This window comes from Pseudomaricurvus albidus, from assembly GCF_018863235.1.
GTDB classification, from domain to species: domain Bacteria; phylum Pseudomonadota; class Gammaproteobacteria; order Pseudomonadales; family Cellvibrionaceae; genus Pseudomaricurvus; species Pseudomaricurvus albidus.
On sequence record NZ_JAHKRS010000001.1, the window covers coordinates 551,282 to 569,135 of the forward strand.

Genomic DNA, 17,854 nt, shown 5'->3' on the forward strand with positions numbered 1-17,854 from the left:
GTACAACTCAAAGAGATTCTGAGGTATACACACAGTGTAGTTCATCCATGAAGATTTTCGGGAGACTGCTGGTGGTATCCTGTCGAACTGCATTAGTCTGGCAAGTTTTTGGCAATCAGAAATGGTGATTGGGGGAGTTATGGAAGTGGTCATGGATCAACAGCTACAGGGAAGAGGGCTGAATCATGGGGTTATTTGAACGCTATCTGTCCGTATGGGTGGGCCTGTGTATTGTCACCGGGGTGTTGCTGGGCAATACAGTGCCGGGGTTATTCACCCATATAGCCGCCATTGAGTACGCCCACGTCAATCTGGTGGTGGCGGTGCTGATCTGGCTGATGATCTACCCCATGATGATCCAGATTGATTTCGCGTCGCTTAAGGATGTGGGCAAGAAACCCAGAGGGCTGATACTGACGCTGGTGGTGAACTGGCTGATCAAGCCCTTCACCATGGCTCTGCTGGGCTGGTTGTTCTTTAAGGGGCTGTTTGCCGACTGGGTCGATCCTCAGTCCGCAGAGGAGTATATCGCCGGGATGATCCTGCTGGGCGTGGCGCCCTGTACGGCCATGGTGTTCGTCTGGAGTCAGCTGACCAGGGGAGATCCCAATTACACGCTGGTGCAGGTCTCTATCAACGACATCATCATGATTTTCGCCTTCGCCCCCATTACCGCATTTTTGCTGGGCATCAGTGATATTCAGGTACCCTGGGAAACTCTGTTGCTGTCTGTGGTGCTCTATGTGGTGTTGCCGCTGCTGGCCGGCGCGATAACCCGCCAGCGACTGGATCGCAATCAGGGGGTGGGGGAGGCCGGTGATCACCGCCGTCTGAATGTGTTTGTGGCCAGGCTCAAGCCCTGGTCGATCATCGGCTTGCTGGCAACGGTGGTGCTGTTATTTGCCTTTCAGGCCCAGACGTTACTGGAGCAGCCCTTTATCATCGTGCTGATTGCCATTCCGCTGTTGATTCAAACCTACGGCATCTTTGCCATTGCTTACCTGGCGGCCAAAAAGCTTCGGCTTCCCCACAATGTGGCGGCTCCCGCCTGCTTGATTGGCACGTCCAACTTTTTTGAGCTGGCCGTGGCGGTGGCGATTTCCCTGTTTGGTCTTCACTCGGGCGCGGCACTGGCGACGGTGGTCGGCGTGCTGGTGGAAGTGCCGGTGATGCTGTCACTGGTGTGGTTTGTGAATCGAACCCGGCAGTGGTTTTAGGGATTACTTGCCAATACAGAAGCTGGAGAAAATCCGGCCCAGCAATTCGTCGGGGGTAAAGTCGCCGGTGATTTCCCCCAGCGCGTTCTGCGCCTGACGCAGGTCTTCGGCCAGCAGCTCACCGGCTCCCAGTGACAGCAATTGATCCTGCCCGGTGACCAGCAGGGTCTCGGCGCGGGACAGTGCATCCAGGTGGCGGCGGCGGGCGGTGTAGCCACCCTCAGTGGTGCCGGTAAAGCCCATGCAGGCTTTCAGGTGTTCGCGCAGTTGATCGACCCCCTCGCCGGATTTGGCGGACAGGGCAATCACCGGGTGATCGGCGGCCTGTTCAGTTCCGTTGGCAACCGGCTTGAGGTCGCATTTGTTGAGAACCAGAGTCAGGTGCGAGGTATCTTTCAGCTCCCCCACAAACTCCGGCCAGATGTCGGCGGCATGGGTGTTGTCGGTGGTGGTGGCGTCGACCACCATCAATATCCGGTCGGCGCGGTGGATTTCCTGCCAGGCGCGCTCGATGCCGATCTGTTCCACTTCGTCCGGGCTCTCCCGCAAACCGGCGGTGTCGATGATGTGCAGCGGCATGCCGTCGATGTGGATATGCTCGCGCAGCACATCGCGGGTGGTGCCTTCGATGTGAGTCACAATGGCGCTGTCGCGGCCGGAGAGGGCATTGAGCAGGCTGGACTTGCCGGCGTTGGGCCGTCCGGCGATCACTACCTGCATGCCCTCGCGCATGATCGAACCCTGTCGGGCTTCGTTTTTGACCCGCTGTAACTGATCCAGAATCCCCTGCAGGTCTCCGGCGACCTTGCCGTCGCCGAGAAAATCGATTTCTTCTTCCGGAAAATCAATGGCGGCTTCCACGTAGATCCGCAATTGAATCAGCGCTTCGACCAATGCGTGAATTTCTTTGGAAAAGGCCCCCTGCAGCGAGTGAACTGCGTTGCGGGCGGCCTGTTCGGAAGAGGCCTCAATCAGATCGGCGATGGCCTCCGCCTGGGCCAGATCCATCTTGTCATTGAGAAAGGCGCGCTCGGAAAACTCCCCCGGGTTGGCAATGCGTGCACCCAGTTCGGTCACCCGGCGCAACAGGCAGTCGAGAATGATCGGGCCGCCGTGTCCCTGCAGCTCCAGCACGTCTTCCCCGGTAAAGGAGTTGGGACCGGGGAAGAAGATCGCCAGACCTTCATCAATGGCATCTCCGCTGTCATCCAGAAACGCGCCATAGTGGGCCATGCGCGGCGTCAGCGGGCGACCGGTAATGGTTTCTGCCAAAGATTTCGCCCGGGCACCGGAGACTCGTACGATGCCCACACCGCCTTTCCCGGGAGGGGTGGCAATGGCGGCGATGGTATCCGTATTGAAGGCGCTGGAAGTTGGGGTGTCTGACATGCAATGACTACTCTGTTCTATAACGACTCGGGAAAAGAGGAAGGGCTATCGGCATTATAACCAAAAAAGGCCAACCCCTTGCGGAGCTGACCTTTGGCGTACTGAAGTCACGCAGGATATCAGGCGGTTTTTACGTCGCCGGCTTCGATACGCTTGGTGATAAAGTACTGCTGGGCGATGGACAGGGTGTTGTTCACTACCCAGTACAGCACCAGACCTGCAGGGAACCACAGGAACATAAAGGTGAACACAAACGGCATCATGGCCATGATGCGCGCCTGAGTCGGATCCGGCGGTGTCGGGTTCAGTTTCTGCTGGATAAACATGGTGACACCCATGATCACCGGCAGAATGAACAGCGGATCTTTCACCGACAAATCCTGAATCCACCACAGGAACGGGGTGTGGCGCAGTTCGACACTTTCCATCAATACCCAGTACAGAGAGATAAACACCGGCATCTGCACCAAGATGGGCAAACAGCCGCTCAGAGGATTGATTTTCTCTTTTTTGTAGAGCTTCATCATCTCCTGAGACATCTTCTGGCGATCATCACCATAGAGCTCTTTCATGCGCGCCATTTCAGGTGCGAACTTGCGCATTTTGGCCATCGACCGGTAGCTGGTGGCCGATAGCTGGAAGAATGCTGCCTTGATAATTATTGTCAGAACAACAATTGACCAGCCCCAGCTGCCCAAAAGACTGTGGATAAAGTTGAGGAAGTGGAACAGCGGTTTGGCAATCCACCACAACCAGCCGTAGTCCACGGTCAGGTCGAGGTAGGGGGCAATTTGTTCCAGACGATCGATGTTTTTCGGACCGGCATAGAAGGACGCGCTGATCACCCCGGTGCTGCCGGCGGCGACTGTTTCCAGTGGACCGGTGTAACCCATCAGATAGTTATCGCCCTTGGCCTTGCGCAGGGAGAAGTGGTTCTCCTCTTCCTGATTGGGAATCCAGGCGCTCAAAAAGTAGTGTTGAACCATGGCGACCCAGCCACCGGTTTGCGTCACTTTAAAACCACCCACATTCACCAGATCTTCATCAGCCAGGTCTTCAAAATCCAGCTTCTTGTAGTTGGTGTCGGGCGTTGTCAGTGCGGCCCCCAAATAAGGCTGCATACCAAACCCGTCGACCACCACCGGGTTGTGGCTGTCGCGTTTGATCTGGGCAAACAGCGTCGCTTTCCAGTCGCTGCTGCTCTGGTTGTTGATGTGGTATTCCATGTTGACCAGGTGATCGCCGCGTTTGAACACGAAGCGCTTGGTGATGGTCACTTCGCCCTGCTGAAAAGTCAGGTCGACGTTCAGGGTGTCCTGATCGGCCGCCATTTCGTAAGACGATTGGGCAGAGCGGAATACCGGGCGACCTGAGGCCGTGTCCGTGGCGTTGGGGCCAATCAATCCGCTCTGGGCAATGTAGGTGGTGGCCTGGGTCCGGTTCAGCAGAATAAACGGCTGATCCGGATTGTCGATCTGCTCCAGATACTGAGGCAGAGCGGCTTTCACAATGTCGCCGCCGTGGGGATCGATCAAAAACTCCAGCGCGTCGGTTTTGACGCTGATCAGGGTGTTTTGCGATCCGGCAGTCTGGGTGACGTCGGTAACCTGCGTTTCCCGGGGAGCGGGAATGTCGCTGGCGATCCCGGAACCACTGTCAGATACCTGCTGCGGCACTGAGGTAGTGGTTTCAGTGTTCAACTGAGGCAGGGTGGTCTGCGAAGCAGTGGTTTCCTGCGAGATAACGGGTTTGTTGCGCTGTTGAAAATCGCCCCATTCATTGATCAATACCACGGAAACTATTGCAATAGCCCCCAAGATTATCGTGCGTTGCCAGTCCATAAATACTGCCGTTGTGGTTAGTGTGAGTCGTTTGTTGTTGTGTCAGCCGCGGTGAGACTCCGCCGTCAGCTTGTTGCTTTCGCCGGGGGTCACGTCAGTGATTGAGTCGCTGGTCTCATCCGAACTGTCACTGTCCGCTGCTTCATTTACCGTGCCGGGCACAAAATCGATGCCCCCCGGATGCCAGGGGTGGCATTTTAGCAGGCGTTTGGCCGCCAGTGCGCTCCCTTTCAACAGACCGTAGTGTTCGATGGCTTCTTCCGCGTAGTGAGAACAGGTGGGGTAAAAGCGACACTGGTTGCCCACCCAGGGGCTGGCCAGGTAACGATATGCGTGGATGAGCTTTATCCCGATGATCTTCATGTGCGTTTTGGGCTGTCGCCAGAGTTGGCGTCAGCTTGCGATGCCTTCTTTATTATCCGCGCCCACTGCTTGTTAAATAACTTGTGCAATTGGGCGTTATCCAGTTGATCCAACCCGCGTCGTGCAAGCACCACAGCGTCGATTCCGCCGAGCTCCTGTTGGTGCTGGCGAAAAGTTTCACGCAGTATACGCTTGATTCGGTTGCGTTGTACGGCCAAACGGATATGTTTTTTGGCAATCACCAGGCCGAGACGAGGCACACCGCCGGAAACCGGAGTGGAATTGGGGCTGGAAAGGATCAGAAGGTGCTGGTGAGAAGCTTTGAAACGGGCGTCGTTAAAGACAGCCTGATAGTCACTGGCATTGAGCATTCGGAGAGACTTTGGAAACGCCTTGTTGGGCGATAAAGTCTTGCTCGACACGCCAGGACCTATCTAAACCGGAACTTGAGTCACGGAAGCCGGGCTTATATATAGAAGAAAGAGTACGGAACCCACTCTCTTCTATATATAAGCCAGCACCGCGATTAAGCTGCCAGCTCTTTGCGACCTTTGGTGCGACGACGAGCCAGGATCTTGCGACCGTTTTTGGTGGCCATACGTGAGCGGAAACCGTGGGTGCGTTTGCGCTTCAGAACGCTGGGCTGAAATGTTCTTTTCATGGGACTTACCTTGCCGATTGAGTCTTACGTTCAAACTGGTTTACGCGAGTCTCAGATCCTGAAATTCTGGCTTTAAAGATCCGGAATTCAGGAACACTTGAGCACAAGCGCGAAAAAAGAGGCGCGATTCTAAAGAATTAACCATACAAAAGCAATGCTTTATCGACCTATCTGTTTAACTTTTCGACGCTTTTTGAGGGGGAATTCAAAGCGACTATTCACGCCCAGCTTCCTCTCAGGATATTAACAGGGTTATCCACAGGGTGTTGTCGGCTTTTAGGTTATCCCCCGCAAATTTGATATTTTTTTATTTTCTAAAACTTTAGTAACTGTCTGATAAATAAAGGGAATATTGATTCTGTTTAAAGATTGAGCGTTTTTAAGTGTGGATAACCCAAGCTCATTGGGCGTAGAATAACAGGCTTTTCCACGAATAAATTTTCACAATTTTCGGTGTATAACAGCGACTTTCGGAGTCGGTGTCGAGGGGGTAATTTGCCAGAGTTAATCTGGAAAAAATGTGCGGACGCTTTACAGAATGAATTGCCGTCACAACAGTACAACACATGGATTCGACCGCTGGTGGTGGATGAGGTATCGGCGGGTCAGCATCTGAAGTTGTTGGCGCCCAACCGGTTTGTGTTGGATTGGGTGAACGACAAGTTTCTCGGACGCATTCAGGAATTGGCCGGTGAGCACGGCGCTCAGCTCGGTTTTCAAATCGAGTTGGGGGTTAGCTCTGCCCAATCGGGCGCTCGCTATCAGCGTCGCAGTCGTCAGCCGCTCAATGTGCAGGCTGAACAACGTCTACCCACTCAGCAACCTGCTACTCATTCGTCTTTTAATCATGGTTCTGGCTTTAATGGTGGTGCCATGGGGAATAGTGGTGTTCTGGAGACACAGGCCTCCCAGCCGACCAGCACTTTCCAGCCCGGCGGCCAGGCCCCCGCAGGCGATTACTCAAGCAATGCCCCCGCAGCGGATTATCCGCCACAGGACGCGGACAACAGCTTTCAGCCCTCGGCTCTTTCCGGGCAGGGGTTTACAGAGCAAAGTCAGCCCGAGTTACCCCTGGGCGGTGATAGCGGGTCCGGTCTGTCGGACATGGAGCGCAGTCGCCAGACGGCTGCCCCCGGTTATGGCGCCACCAGTGCCTCATCGGCTGCCGGCATTATTACCTCGGCCAATACCGGTGAACGGGCTACCGCGGTTGAAGTCGAGGGTGGCCTGAAGCACCGCAACTACCTGAATCAGAGTTTTACTTTCCCCAGCTTCGTTGAAGGTAAGTCGAATCAGCTGGGTTTGGCTGCCGCCCGACAGGTGGCCGAAAACCCGGGTGGGGCTTACAACCCGCTCTTTATTTACGGTGGGGTTGGGTTGGGTAAAACCCACTTGATGCACGCGGTCGGTAATGCCCTGGCGGATAAAAACCCCAACGCCAAGATTGTCTATCTGCACTCCGAGCGTTTTGTGGCGGATATGGTCAAGGCGTTGCAGCTTAACGCCATTAACGATTTCAAACGCTATTACCGCTCTGTCGATGCGCTGCTGATTGATGACATTCAGTTTTTTGCCGGCAAAGATCGCTCTCAGGAAGAATTTTTCCACACTTTCAATGCGTTACTTGAGGGTGGACAGCAAATTATTGTAACTTGTGACCGCTACCCTAAAGAAATTCACGGGCTGGAAGAGCGTCTCAAATCCCGTTTTGGCTGGGGTTTGACGGTGGCCATCGAGCCGCCGGAGCTGGAAACCCGGGTTGCGATTCTGATGAAGAAAGCCGATCAGGCGAACATGCTGTTGCCCAATGATGCCGCTTTCTTTATTGCCCAGCGCATTCGCTCCAACGTCCGTGAGCTGGAAGGGGCGTTGAAGCGGGTAATTGCCAACGCTCACTTTACCGGTCGTGAAATCGATGTGCCGCTGGTGCGCGAAGCCCTGAAAGACCTGCTTGCCCTGCAAGACAAGCAGGTCAGCGTGGATAACATCCAGCGGGTGGTGGCTGAGTATTACAAGATCAAAGTCAGTGATATCTTGTCCAAGCGCCGCAGTCGATCGGTGGCGCGACCACGTCAGGTAGCGATGTCACTGGCAAAAGAGCTGACCAACCACAGCCTGCCGGAAATCGGTGAAGCCTTTGGTGGCCGCGATCATACGACGGTATTACACGCTTGCCGCAAGATTAAAGAGCTGCGGGAAGAAGATGGCGATATGCGAGAAGACTGGAAAAATTTGCAGCGCTCCCTGACATCGTAGACATCGTAAATCCAGGATATTGCAAAGTGACAGCCGCAGGTGTGCCGAAGGGGGAACACCTGCGAACACAGTCCCGGGAGTATTTTTTGCCGGGGTGATGATAAAAAAATCAAACAACCGTTTGAATGATCCGAGCGGTATGAATTCAACTTACTCAGATCCAATTTTTAAGAGACCAAGCCATGAAATTCAGCGTACCACGTGAAGCATTACTCAAGCCCTTGCAGTTGGTTGCCGGTGTGGTGGAGCGTCGTCAGACGTTACCGGTATTGGCCAATGTGCTGATTGTGCTGGAAGGCGATCGCCTGTCCATGACGGGCACCGACCTGGAAGTCGAAATCGTGGCTCGCGTGCAGCTGCCTGAGGCTGGCGAATCCGGTGAACTGACCGTTCCAGCGCGTAAGCTGGTGGATATCTGCCGTTCACTCCCGGACGATGCTGTTTTAAATTTTTCTGAGGAAAATCAAAGGGTTATTTTGAAGTCTGGCCGCAGTCGCTTCACACTGTCGACTCTGCCCGCCAACGATTTCCCCAACGTAGAGCAGGGACCTGGCGATCTGCAGTTTTCCTGTGAGCAACAGGACATTAAACGCCTGATCGATCGCACCGGCTTTGCCATGGCGCAGCAGGATGTACGCTACTACCTCAACGGGATGTTGTGGGAAGTGAAAGAAGGGCAGCTGCGTGCCGTTGCTACCGACGGTCACCGCCTGGCCATGTGCACCCGCGCGGTGTCTGTTTCAACCTCGGACGTGACTCAGGCGATTCTGCCGCGCAAAGGTGTGGTCGAGCTGGCGCGTCTGCTGGATGGTCAGGGGAATGTGGACATCACTCTGGGCGCTAACCACATTCGCGTGGCCACAGAAGCCTATACCTTTACCTCCAAGCTGGTGGATGGCAAGTTCCCGGATTACGAGCGGGTATTGCCTAAAGGTGGTAATAAAGAAGTCTTTGGTGACCGCAATGAGCTGCGTCAGGCGTTTGGTCGTACTGCGATTCTGTCCAACGAAAAATACCGCGGTGTGCGTTTGCTGTTGACCGATGGCCAGCTGACCATCGTTGCCAACAACCCGGAACAGGAAGAAGCGGAAGAGCAGGTGGCTGTGGATTACACCGGCGACCAGCTGGAAATCGGCTTTAACGTCAGCTATCTGCAGGATGTTACCGGTGTGCTGAGTTCCGACAAGGTGAAAATGACACTGTCTGACTCCAACAGCAGTGCCTTGCTGGAAGAGCCGGAAGGTGGTGACTCCGTCTATGTTGTGATGCCAATGCGTCTTTAATGTGTAAACACCCGGGAAGCTGCCGGTTTCAGGGATGCCTGGACAGTAGGGTTTGCCGGGTGTTACACACTATTAACCTCCTGTGATTAATCTATGACTCTCCGGCGCTTGTCGGCACATAACTTCCGCAATCTGAAAGCGGTGGATATTGAGCTGTCACCCCAGCTTAATATTTTCTTTGGCGACAACGGCAGTGGCAAAACCAGTGTTCTGGAAGCCATTAGCACGCTCTCTCTGGGGCGATCCTTCCGCTCCCGCAAATACAAAACCATGATCAACTACGACGCTGAGGCGTATACCGTCTTCGGTCGCGTGCAGCTGAGCCCGTATTTGGCAGAGGGAAGCGGGGAGTTATTTGAGTCCAGTGACGGTGGAACCACTTCCGGTGCCTCGTCTGAACCTTCCGGATCTCCCCTTTCATCCCCTGAAACTACTCTGCCCATTGGTGTCCAGCGGGATCGCCAGGGGCAAGCTCTGATTAAAAAAGGAGGCCAGCCCTGTGCCTCGGCGGCAGAACTGGCAGAGGCGTTACCGGTTCGGGTAATGAATGGCCACTCTTTCAGCCTGTTGGAAGGGGCTCCGGTGGTCAGACGTCAGTTTCTGGATTGGCTGGTGTTCCACGTGGAACATGACTTCTACAGCGTGTGGCGCAGTTACGAAAAGTGCTTAAAACACCGCAATAGTTTGCTCAGACGTGGTAAAATTGATCCTTTGCAGCTGGCGCCCTGGGACAGGGAGTTAGCGGCTCTGGCAGCTCGTCTCGATAGATTTCGCGACTCAGCCTTTCACCGACTTCAGCTGGTTTTTTCCCGCCTGATATCGGGCTTTGAGGGGCTGGAAAAGCTATCGCTGCGTTATTATCGCGGCTGGGATGCAGAGCAGGAGTTTTCCGAGCTGCTGCAGTCCACTCAGGAAAGGGACAGCGAGCTGGGCTATACCCGTCAGGGCCCGCACCGTGCGGATGTGAAGATCATGTCTGGCAAGGTAGCAGCAGTGGATGTGTTATCCCGCGGCCAACAAAAGATCGTAGTCAGTGCGCTGTTGATCGCACAGGGGATGGTGTACAGCGAACAGCGCAAACGTCGTTGTGTATACCTGATCGATGACCTTCCCGCAGAGCTGGATGAGCACTTCCGGCTGATATTGGCTGAGTGGCTGGTGGATATGGGGTGTCAGGTCTTTGTGACTGGGGTTGAGAAAGCTCCGGTATTGGCAGCTTGGCAAGGGGTGTGGCAAAAGCAAACCCTGAGAGAGCAGCCAGATAGTGATAACTCAGACATTGTTGCTGAGGGTTCTTCGAATGTCAGTGACTCTGGTACCAGTGATACTGACAGTGCAGCTGAGGCAGTTGCAGGGATAGCCCCTGATAACGGTAAGCCCGGCCACAAAAGCACTACAACGAACGATATAAGAGTGTTCCACGTGAAACATGGTGTCGTGGAGCAGGAAAAAGCCCCGGAAATAGTCGGTTAACAGGGGGATTATCCCCTATTGTTTACCTCTCCGAGGTCAAAATAACATTAAAGCAATCATGCTTAACACGTGGAGTTCATCAAGATGACAGAAGAAACTTCTTACGACTCGTCCAGTATTAAGGTACTGAAAGGGTTGGATGCAGTTCGTAAGCGCCCAGGGATGTACATTGGCGACACCGATGACGGCAGCGGTCTGCATCATATGGTGTTTGAGATCGTCGATAACTCCATTGATGAGGCGTTGGCTGGACACTGTTCCGAGATTAAAGTGGTGATTCACCCGGATGAATCCGTCTCTGTGAGCGATAACGGCCGTGGGATTCCGACCGAAATCCACGAGGAAGAGGGCGTTTCAGCGGCCGAAGTGATTATGACCGTGCTTCACGCCGGTGGTAAATTCGACGATAACACTTATAAAGTGTCTGGCGGCCTGCACGGCGTGGGTGTTTCGGTGGTCAACGCCCTGTCTGAAAAACTGGAGCTGACCATTCGTCGCGGCGGTAAAGTGCATGAGCAGGTCTATCGTCACGGTGTGCCCGAAGCGCCACTGGCCGTGGTTGGCGATACCGACGTTACCGGTACTGAAGTACGCTTTCATCCATCAGCGGATACGTTCAATAATATTGAATTTCACTTCGATCAGCTGGCCAAACGCCTGCGTGAGCTGTCCTTCCTGAACTCCGGTGTGCGCATTGTGCTGAAAGATGAGCGCTCAGGGAAAGAAGAAGTCTATGAGTACGAAGGTGGTCTGCGAGCCTTTGTTGAGCACATCAACCAGAACAAAAATCCCATTAACCAGGTGATTCACTTCAACACCCAGCGTGAAGAAGACGGTGTTGGTGTCGAAGTGGCGCTGCAGTGGAATGACAGCTTCCAGGAAAACATCTTCTGTTACACCAACAACATTCCCCAGCGGGATGGCGGTACGCATCTGGCGGGTTTCCGGGCGGCACTGACTCGCGGTTTGAATGGCTATATTGAGCGCGAAGGCCTGGGCAAGAAAGATAAGGTAAACACCACCGGTGACGATGCCCGCGAAGGTTTGACGGCCATTATTTCGGTGAAAGTACCGGACCCCAAATTCTCCTCACAGACCAAAGACAAGCTGGTGTCTTCTGAGGTGAAGACTGCGGTTGAGCAGGAGATGGGGGTTTCTTTCAACGATTATCTGTTGGAAAACCCGCAGGAATCCAAACTCATTGTCGGCAAGATGATGGAAGCAGCCCGTGCCCGTGAAGCAGCTCGTAAAGCCCGGGAAATGACTCGTCGTAAAGGTGCTCTGGATATTGCCGGTCTGCCAGGCAAGTTGGCGGACTGTCAGGAAAAAGATCCCGCACTGTCTGAAATCTACCTGGTGGAGGGTGACTCTGCGGGTGGTTCGGCCAAACAGGGGCGTTCCCGTAAGACCCAGGCGATCCTGCCGTTGAAAGGTAAAATTCTCAACGTCGAAAAGGCGCGCTTTGACAAGATGTTATCCAGTGCCGAAGTGGGCACTCTGATCACCGCCCTGGGTTGCGGTATTGGTAATGAAGAGTTCAACCCGGATAAGCTGCGTTACCACAGCATCATTATCATGACGGATGCGGACGTGGATGGCTCTCACATTCGTACTCTGTTGCTGACCTTCTTCTTCCGTCAGATGCGTGAACTGGTGGAGCGTGGCCATATCTACATTGCCCAACCGCCGCTGTACAAAATCAGCAAAGGAAAACAGGAACAGTACCTGAAAGACGATGAGGCGCTGACCCGATTTCTGACGCAGGCGGCTCTGGAAGGTGCGTCTCTGCATGTGAACGCAGATGCACCGGGCATCACTGGGGAAGGTTTGGAAAATCTGGTGGCTGAATACCGCACGGTAATGGCCACAATTGACCGTTTATCTCGTCTGTACCCGTCAGAAGTGCTGGAACAGATGGTGTATATGGAAACCGTCACCGAAGAGCACCTGAAAAGTCGTGAATCTGTAGAAAAATGGGCGGATGCCCTGTCTGCCCGACTGGCGATCAGTAATGGCAGCGGCAGCCATCGCTACGAAGTGTTTGCCAAAGAAGATACCGAGCGTCACCTGTTTATACCGGTCGTGCGTATTACCGCTCACGGTGTGCCCTCGGACTTTATCTTTAACCGCGACTTCTTCCTGTCTGGTGAGTACGCCTCCATCATCAAGCTGGGTGAGCGTCTCGACGGCCTGATCGAAGAGGGGGGTTACATTCAGCGTGGCGAACGTCAGAAAGAAACCACCAGCTTCAGTGAAGCACTGGAGTGGTTGATGGTGGAGTCCCGTCGCGGTTACAACATCTCGCGATACAAAGGTCTGGGTGAGATGAACCCCGAGCAACTGTGGGAAACTACCATGGATCCGGAAAGCCGCCGCATGCTGCAGGTGACGATTGAAGACGCCATCGGTGCCGATCAGATCTTCACCACCCTGATGGGGGATCAGGTGGAGCCTCGCAGAGACTTTATCGAAACCAATGCCCTGGCAGTGGCCAATCTGGATGTTTAAGCGTTTTTAAGTTCAAACGCTCTTACTGATATTGAAGGGCTAAATTAACCCGCACTTTGGTGGATCCATTGTTGCGGGTTTTTTTTAATGCTGGATGTTTTTGTAAGTGAGTGTTTACTTTTTTAGGTGGGTATTGATTAGGATGAGTCAGGCTTGCTGATTAAGATCAAGCGCAGTGACTGAGAAACGGACTACACTTGCGTGGTATTTGTTAACCCTGTTACCGAATCTGACACATTCAGAACCCTCATCAATTAAAAGGAATCACCTAAATGGCTAAGGTCAGGCCGTTTTACCTGGAGCCACTGAAACAACTCAGCAACCGGCTGGATCGATTAGTGGAAGGCCGCTTATGGTTAAAGGTGCTGATTGGCCTTGGTCTGGGGATTCTGTTGGGGTTGTTGCTGGGACCGGAGTTAAACCTGATTCCAAAACCTGCAGTGATTGTGATTACTTCCTGGCTGGCTCTGCCTGGGCAATTGTTTCTTGCGTTGATTCAAATGATTGTAGTGCCATTGGTGATTGCGTCCATTGTCCGGGGGTTGGCGGCTAATCGCAATCCGAAAGCCCTCAAGCAAATTGGCTTAATCGCCATTGGGTTTATTCTGATCACGACCATTATTGGCACCGTTACCGGGATTGGCTTGGGGCAGTGGATAGAGCCGGGTCATCATATCAACAGTGAATCTCTCGAAACTATTGAGCTGGCGACGGCAACTGATGGTACACCCTCGCAAAACAGCTTTCCCTCAGCAGCCGATATGCCTGACAAGGTGGTTTCCCTGTTCCCGAAAAATCCCATGGCTTCCATGGTATCCGGAGAGATGTTGCAGGTGGTTTTGTTCGCGGCGATTCTGGGGTTTGCACTGATTTCCATTGCACCCAAACAGGCACAGCCGCTGTTTGATTTATTGGGTGCCTTGCAGGAAGTCAGTATGCGAGTGGTGTCCTGGGCCATGTCTTTGGCTCCTTTGGCTGTATTTGGTCTGATTACAAAACTGGTGTCCAATCTGGGTCTGGAAGTATTAACCGGCATGTTACTTTATGTGGTGACGGTTATTGCTGGTTTGCTGGTTCTGGCTCTGTTTTACCTGGGGCTGATCAAATTGCTGGGACGTTACTCGATCAAGACCTTTGTGACTGAAATGCGCGAGCTGTTATTGCTGGCGTTCTCCACCAGCAGTTCAGCGGCGGTGATGCCTTTGAGCCTCCAGGTGACGGAAAATACGTTCGGTGTGCGTCCGGGTATTGCGCGGTTTCTGATTCCGCTGGGAGCCACCATCAATATGACCGGCACCGCACTCTATCAAGGGGTGGCAACGGTGTTTCTGGCCCAGGCGTTTTCTGTGGACCTGACGCTGACGAATTATGTGTTTGTGGTTACCATGGCCATCGCTGCCTCGATTGGTTCACCGGCTACACCCGGTGCGGGTATTGTCATTCTCAGCATGGTACTTGAGGGTGTAGGGATACCTGCTGCCGGTGTTGCCTTGTTACTGGGAGTCGACCGTATACTCGATATGTGCCGCACCACCATAAACGTACTGGGGGATGTTGTGATGTGTTGTATCACTGATAAACTCTTGCCAGCAGATGCAGATATAGAAACTGAAAACGCCTGATGAGTGAGTCGGGTGTTATAGAAAAGGTTACGCGATGAAAAACTGGTTGTTTTTGGGCGCAGCAATTATTACTGAAGTGATTGCGACATCCAGCCTGAAGGCGAGTGATGGTTTTACAAAAGTCTGGCCAAGTGTATTGGTTGTTGTTGGCTATGGCCTCTCATTTTACTTTTTGGCACTGACGTTAAAGGCGATTCCTGTCGGCATTGCCTATGCGATCTGGGCGGGGCTCGGTATTGTTTTGATCTCCCTGATTGGCTGGGTAGTGTTTGACCAAAAACTGGATATGGCCAGTGTGTTGGGCATGTGTCTGATTATCAGCGGTGTTTTGGTGATTAACGTATTTTCTAAAACCACCGGTCATTAAAACATTGGCAAACACGGACAAAGAAATGAAGACCATAGGCTTACTGGGTGGCATGAGCTGGGAAAGCACGCTGGGTTATTACAAAGCCATTAATGAGGGCGTCAGGAAGTCTCTCGGTGGTTTACATTCTGCAAGGATTGCCATGGTCAGTGTGGATTTTGAACCTATTGAACAGTTGCAGCATGCCGGTGACTGGGAAGGAACAGCCAGGATACTCACAGAGGCTGCCCAGAGTGTTCAGGCAGCTGGAGCGGATTTTTTGCTGATTTGCACAAACACCATGCATAAGGTTGCGCCAGAGATTTCATCCGCTATTGATATTCCATTACTGCATATTGCTGATGCCACCGCCGAAGTCTTAAAAAACGAGGGGATAAAAACAGTCGGGTTGCTGGGCACAGCATTCACCATGGAGCAGGCCTTTTACAAAGGCAGATTGATGGATCGTCATGGTATTAATGTGGTGGTTCCTGACGTTGAGGACAGAGAGATGATTCATCGAGTGATTTATGAAGAGCTTTGCCTCGGTAAAACTGAATCGCAATCCAGGAAGGATTATTTGCGTATCATTGACACTCTGTCTGATCTCGGCGCTGAAGCTGTAATCCTTGGATGTACCGAAATCGGCATGTTGGTTAATCAGGCTGACACCGAGGTGAGGTTATTGGATACCACAGAAATTCATGCCAATAAAGCCGTCGAATATGCAACAGGAGATCATAGCCTCTAGATTTTAAACGTGATCAGAAGTCTGAGTGAGACCGGACATATGACGTATGAAGAATTTAACGAATTTTGTTGCAACCTTCCGGCGACCACTTACGTTATGCAATGGGGCGGGTCTCACGTTTGGAAGGTCGGTGGCAAGGTGTTTGCCATTGGCGGGTGGGGGGAGGCAAACCAGCCTGCCTTCACCTTTAAAACTTCCGACAGAAACTATTACTTTCTGCAAGATAAGCCGGGTTTTAAGCCAGCACCTTACCTCGCATCTCGGGGGATGAAATGGATTCAGCAGTTTGATAAGGCCAACACCACAAACGAAGAACTGATCTATTACCTGACCGAATCACACCGCATAGTATCTTTAGGTCTCAGCAAAAAACTGCAAAAGGAACTGAACCTTAATCAAACCTATTGCCGTTGATAAAAGTTTCGATAACCCTTTAATTCGTTAACCAGTTTTTTTCCAATTCGTGGGCCGGTAAAGGTTCAGAGAATAAAAAACCCTGAAGCCGGGATACACCCAGTTGAATGCATATATCCCGCTGTAGTTCCGTCTCGATTCCTTCAGCCACCGTTTCGTAATTGAGCGAATGTGCAAAAGCAATAATGGCTTTTAACAAATTTGCATCACTGAGACTTTTGACGGGTTGAATAAAAGATTGATCTATTTTTAAGACTTTAAACGGGTATTGATTCAGGTGTGAAATCGATGAATAGCCTGTGCCAAAATCATCCAGCGCCAGCTGGATCCCGAGCTCTGACAGAGCTTTCAACATGTCCAAAGCGGATGAACTGTTTACAACGCAGCTTTCGGTGAGTTCCAGCTCCAGCTGATGTGCCGGAATGTTGTAGCGCGCCATGAAGTTTTGCAGATGATCTGTTAAGCCGAAATCTGTTAATTGTTTGGCAGACAGGTTTACGGATATGGAAAGTGCAAGGTTTTGGGCCATTCCCAAATGCATCCACTGACTGAATTGCTGGCAGGCCGATTCGAGTACCCAGCGACCAATATCGTTAATCAGCCCCGCTTCTTCTGCAACAGAAATGAAATCGTCAGGAGCAATTAATCCCAACTCAGGATGTTGCCAGCGAATCAGGGCTTCAACACCTTCAAGTTTTAAAGTTTGTGAATTGATCTGCGGTTGATAGAACAACACAAACTGGTTTTTCTCCAGACACTGTTTCAAATCAATTTCCAGGCGAACACGATTTTCAATGTGATTGTGAAAATCTTTGGAATAATACTGAACCTGATTGCGTCCAGAGGCTTTGGCCCGGTACATGGCAATATCGGCAGATTGCATTAATTCGACAGGGGTTTGACCACATTCGGGGTAAGTGGCCACGCCTATACTGACACTAATATCTATTTTTTGGTCGCCGAGTGCTGCCGGTTCACTCAGAGATTCGAGTATCCGTTTGACCAGAAACCGTATTTGATCAGGGTGACTAAAATCATGAACCAGAATGGCAAATTCATCTCCCCCCAAACGGCACAATTTATCGCCCTCACGCACAGGTTTTTCCAGACGTCGTGCGACTTCCTTTAAAAAATCATCACCGGCTTTGTGGCCAAGAGTATCATTGATGTTTTTGAATTTATCGAGGTCAAGGAAAAGTAAAGCCAGTGTGGTGTTATCTCGAGCGGCTTTGGGAATAGCGTCTTTTAACGCTTCATCAAAGAAATATCGATTACTCAATCCGGTAAGACTGTCCTTCTCAGCCAGAGCCTTCAGCTGTTTATGGCTGTCAATGATCTTGCGTTCCAGCTGATAACGTTCTTTGGATATTAAAATCGCCCGCTTCAATCGGGCAGCTGTCATTTCACTTTTCATGATGAAATCCTGAGCACCAGCCTCGATACAACTTAAGGCCAGTTCTTCATCATTACTGTGACTCAGCATCACAATGGCGGTTGCAAAGTCACTGTTGCTTCGCAGTTCACGCAGCACTTCGATACCGTTTGACGGAGGTAATTGATAATCGAGCAGGATCATATCGTATTGATGTTGTTTTGCCAGCGCTATACCCTCGCTTGCAGAAGCTGTCTGATCGATGTTTTTAATCTGCAGCATTGAAGCCTTAAGTGTTCGGGTTGCAGACATTCGGTCTACGGCATCATCATCAATAATCAATATATCCATAAAAACA

The 17,854-nt window shown here is 52.1% G+C and carries 15 protein-coding genes; 9 read left to right on the forward strand and 6 right to left on the reverse strand.

What is annotated here, in order from left to right:
* The first annotated feature begins 185 nt into the window (after positions 1–185).
* On the forward strand, positions 186–1,217 hold the full coding sequence (arsB, locus tag KOI40_RS02465) for an ACR3 family arsenite efflux transporter (protein ID WP_216095847.1): 1,032 nt from the start codon (positions 186–188) through the stop codon (positions 1,215–1,217).
* A gap of 3 nt (positions 1,218–1,220) precedes the next feature.
* Here arsB and mnmE read toward each other — a convergent pair whose 3' ends face one another.
* From mnmE to rpmH, 5 genes are all read right to left on the reverse strand, one after another.
* Positions 1,221–2,606, reverse strand: coding sequence for a tRNA uridine-5-carboxymethylaminomethyl(34) synthesis GTPase MnmE (gene mnmE / locus KOI40_RS02470; protein ID WP_216095848.1), 1,386 nt, complete (start codon positions 2,604–2,606; stop codon positions 1,221–1,223).
* A gap of 119 nt (positions 2,607–2,725) precedes the next feature.
* On the reverse strand, positions 2,726–4,447 hold the full coding sequence (gene yidC / locus KOI40_RS02475; RefSeq protein ID WP_216095849.1) for a membrane protein insertase YidC: 1,722 nt from the start codon (positions 4,445–4,447) through the stop codon (positions 2,726–2,728).
* A gap of 42 nt (positions 4,448–4,489) precedes the next feature.
* Complete coding sequence (yidD, locus tag KOI40_RS18715; protein WP_216095850.1) at positions 4,490–4,810, reverse strand: membrane protein insertion efficiency factor YidD; 321 nt, start codon at positions 4,808–4,810, stop codon at positions 4,490–4,492.
* Positions 4,807–5,232, reverse strand: coding sequence for a ribonuclease P protein component (gene rnpA / locus KOI40_RS02485; RefSeq protein ID WP_369413133.1), 426 nt, complete (start codon positions 5,230–5,232; stop codon positions 4,807–4,809). Before rnpA ends, yidD begins: the two co-directional genes overlap by 4 nt.
* Before the next feature lie 104 nt (positions 5,233–5,336).
* Positions 5,337–5,471 (reverse strand): 50S ribosomal protein L34, encoded by a 135-nt coding sequence (gene rpmH, locus KOI40_RS02490; RefSeq protein WP_216095851.1) that lies wholly within the window; start codon positions 5,469–5,471, stop codon positions 5,337–5,339.
* Positions 5,472–5,966: 495 nt separating this feature from the next.
* On the opposite strand from rpmH, the gene dnaA reads away from it, so the two are divergent.
* The 8 genes from dnaA (at position 5,967) to KOI40_RS02530 (ending at position 16,124) form a co-directional block, all read left to right on the forward strand.
* Positions 5,967–7,727 (forward strand): chromosomal replication initiator protein DnaA, encoded by a 1,761-nt coding sequence (gene dnaA, locus KOI40_RS02495; protein WP_216095852.1) that lies wholly within the window; start codon positions 5,967–5,969, stop codon positions 7,725–7,727.
* A gap of 182 nt (positions 7,728–7,909) precedes the next feature.
* Positions 7,910–9,010, forward strand: coding sequence for a DNA polymerase III subunit beta (gene dnaN / locus KOI40_RS02500; RefSeq protein WP_216095853.1), 1,101 nt, complete (start codon positions 7,910–7,912; stop codon positions 9,008–9,010).
* Positions 9,011–9,103: 93 nt separating this feature from the next.
* Positions 9,104–10,483 (forward strand): DNA replication/repair protein RecF, encoded by a 1,380-nt coding sequence (gene recF, locus KOI40_RS02505; RefSeq protein ID WP_216095854.1) that lies wholly within the window; start codon positions 9,104–9,106, stop codon positions 10,481–10,483.
* Between the two features lie 84 nt (positions 10,484–10,567).
* The gene (gene gyrB, locus KOI40_RS02510; protein WP_216095855.1) at positions 10,568–12,991 is read left to right on the forward strand and encodes a DNA topoisomerase (ATP-hydrolyzing) subunit B; all 2,424 of its coding nucleotides are present in this window, start codon (positions 10,568–10,570) and stop codon (positions 12,989–12,991) included.
* A gap of 272 nt (positions 12,992–13,263) precedes the next feature.
* Positions 13,264–14,613, forward strand: coding sequence for a dicarboxylate/amino acid:cation symporter (locus KOI40_RS02515; protein WP_216095856.1), 1,350 nt, complete (start codon positions 13,264–13,266; stop codon positions 14,611–14,613).
* 34 nt (positions 14,614–14,647) lie between these two features.
* Positions 14,648–14,980, forward strand: coding sequence for an SMR family transporter (locus tag KOI40_RS02520; RefSeq protein ID WP_216095857.1), 333 nt, complete (start codon positions 14,648–14,650; stop codon positions 14,978–14,980).
* Positions 14,981–15,005: 25 nt separating this feature from the next.
* Positions 15,006–15,710, forward strand: coding sequence for an aspartate/glutamate racemase family protein (locus KOI40_RS02525; protein WP_216095858.1), 705 nt, complete (start codon positions 15,006–15,008; stop codon positions 15,708–15,710).
* A gap of 39 nt (positions 15,711–15,749) precedes the next feature.
* A complete protein-coding gene (locus tag KOI40_RS02530) occupies positions 15,750–16,124 on the forward strand; it encodes an MmcQ/YjbR family DNA-binding protein (protein ID WP_216095859.1) in 375 nt (124 codons plus the stop codon).
* Positions 16,125–16,143: 19 nt separating this feature from the next.
* Here the strand turns inward: KOI40_RS02530 and KOI40_RS02535 are convergent, their stop codons facing one another.
* On the reverse strand, positions 16,144–17,847 hold the full coding sequence (locus KOI40_RS02535) for a putative bifunctional diguanylate cyclase/phosphodiesterase (protein ID WP_216095860.1): 1,704 nt from the start codon (positions 17,845–17,847) through the stop codon (positions 16,144–16,146).
* Positions 17,848–17,854: the final 7 nt, after the last annotated feature.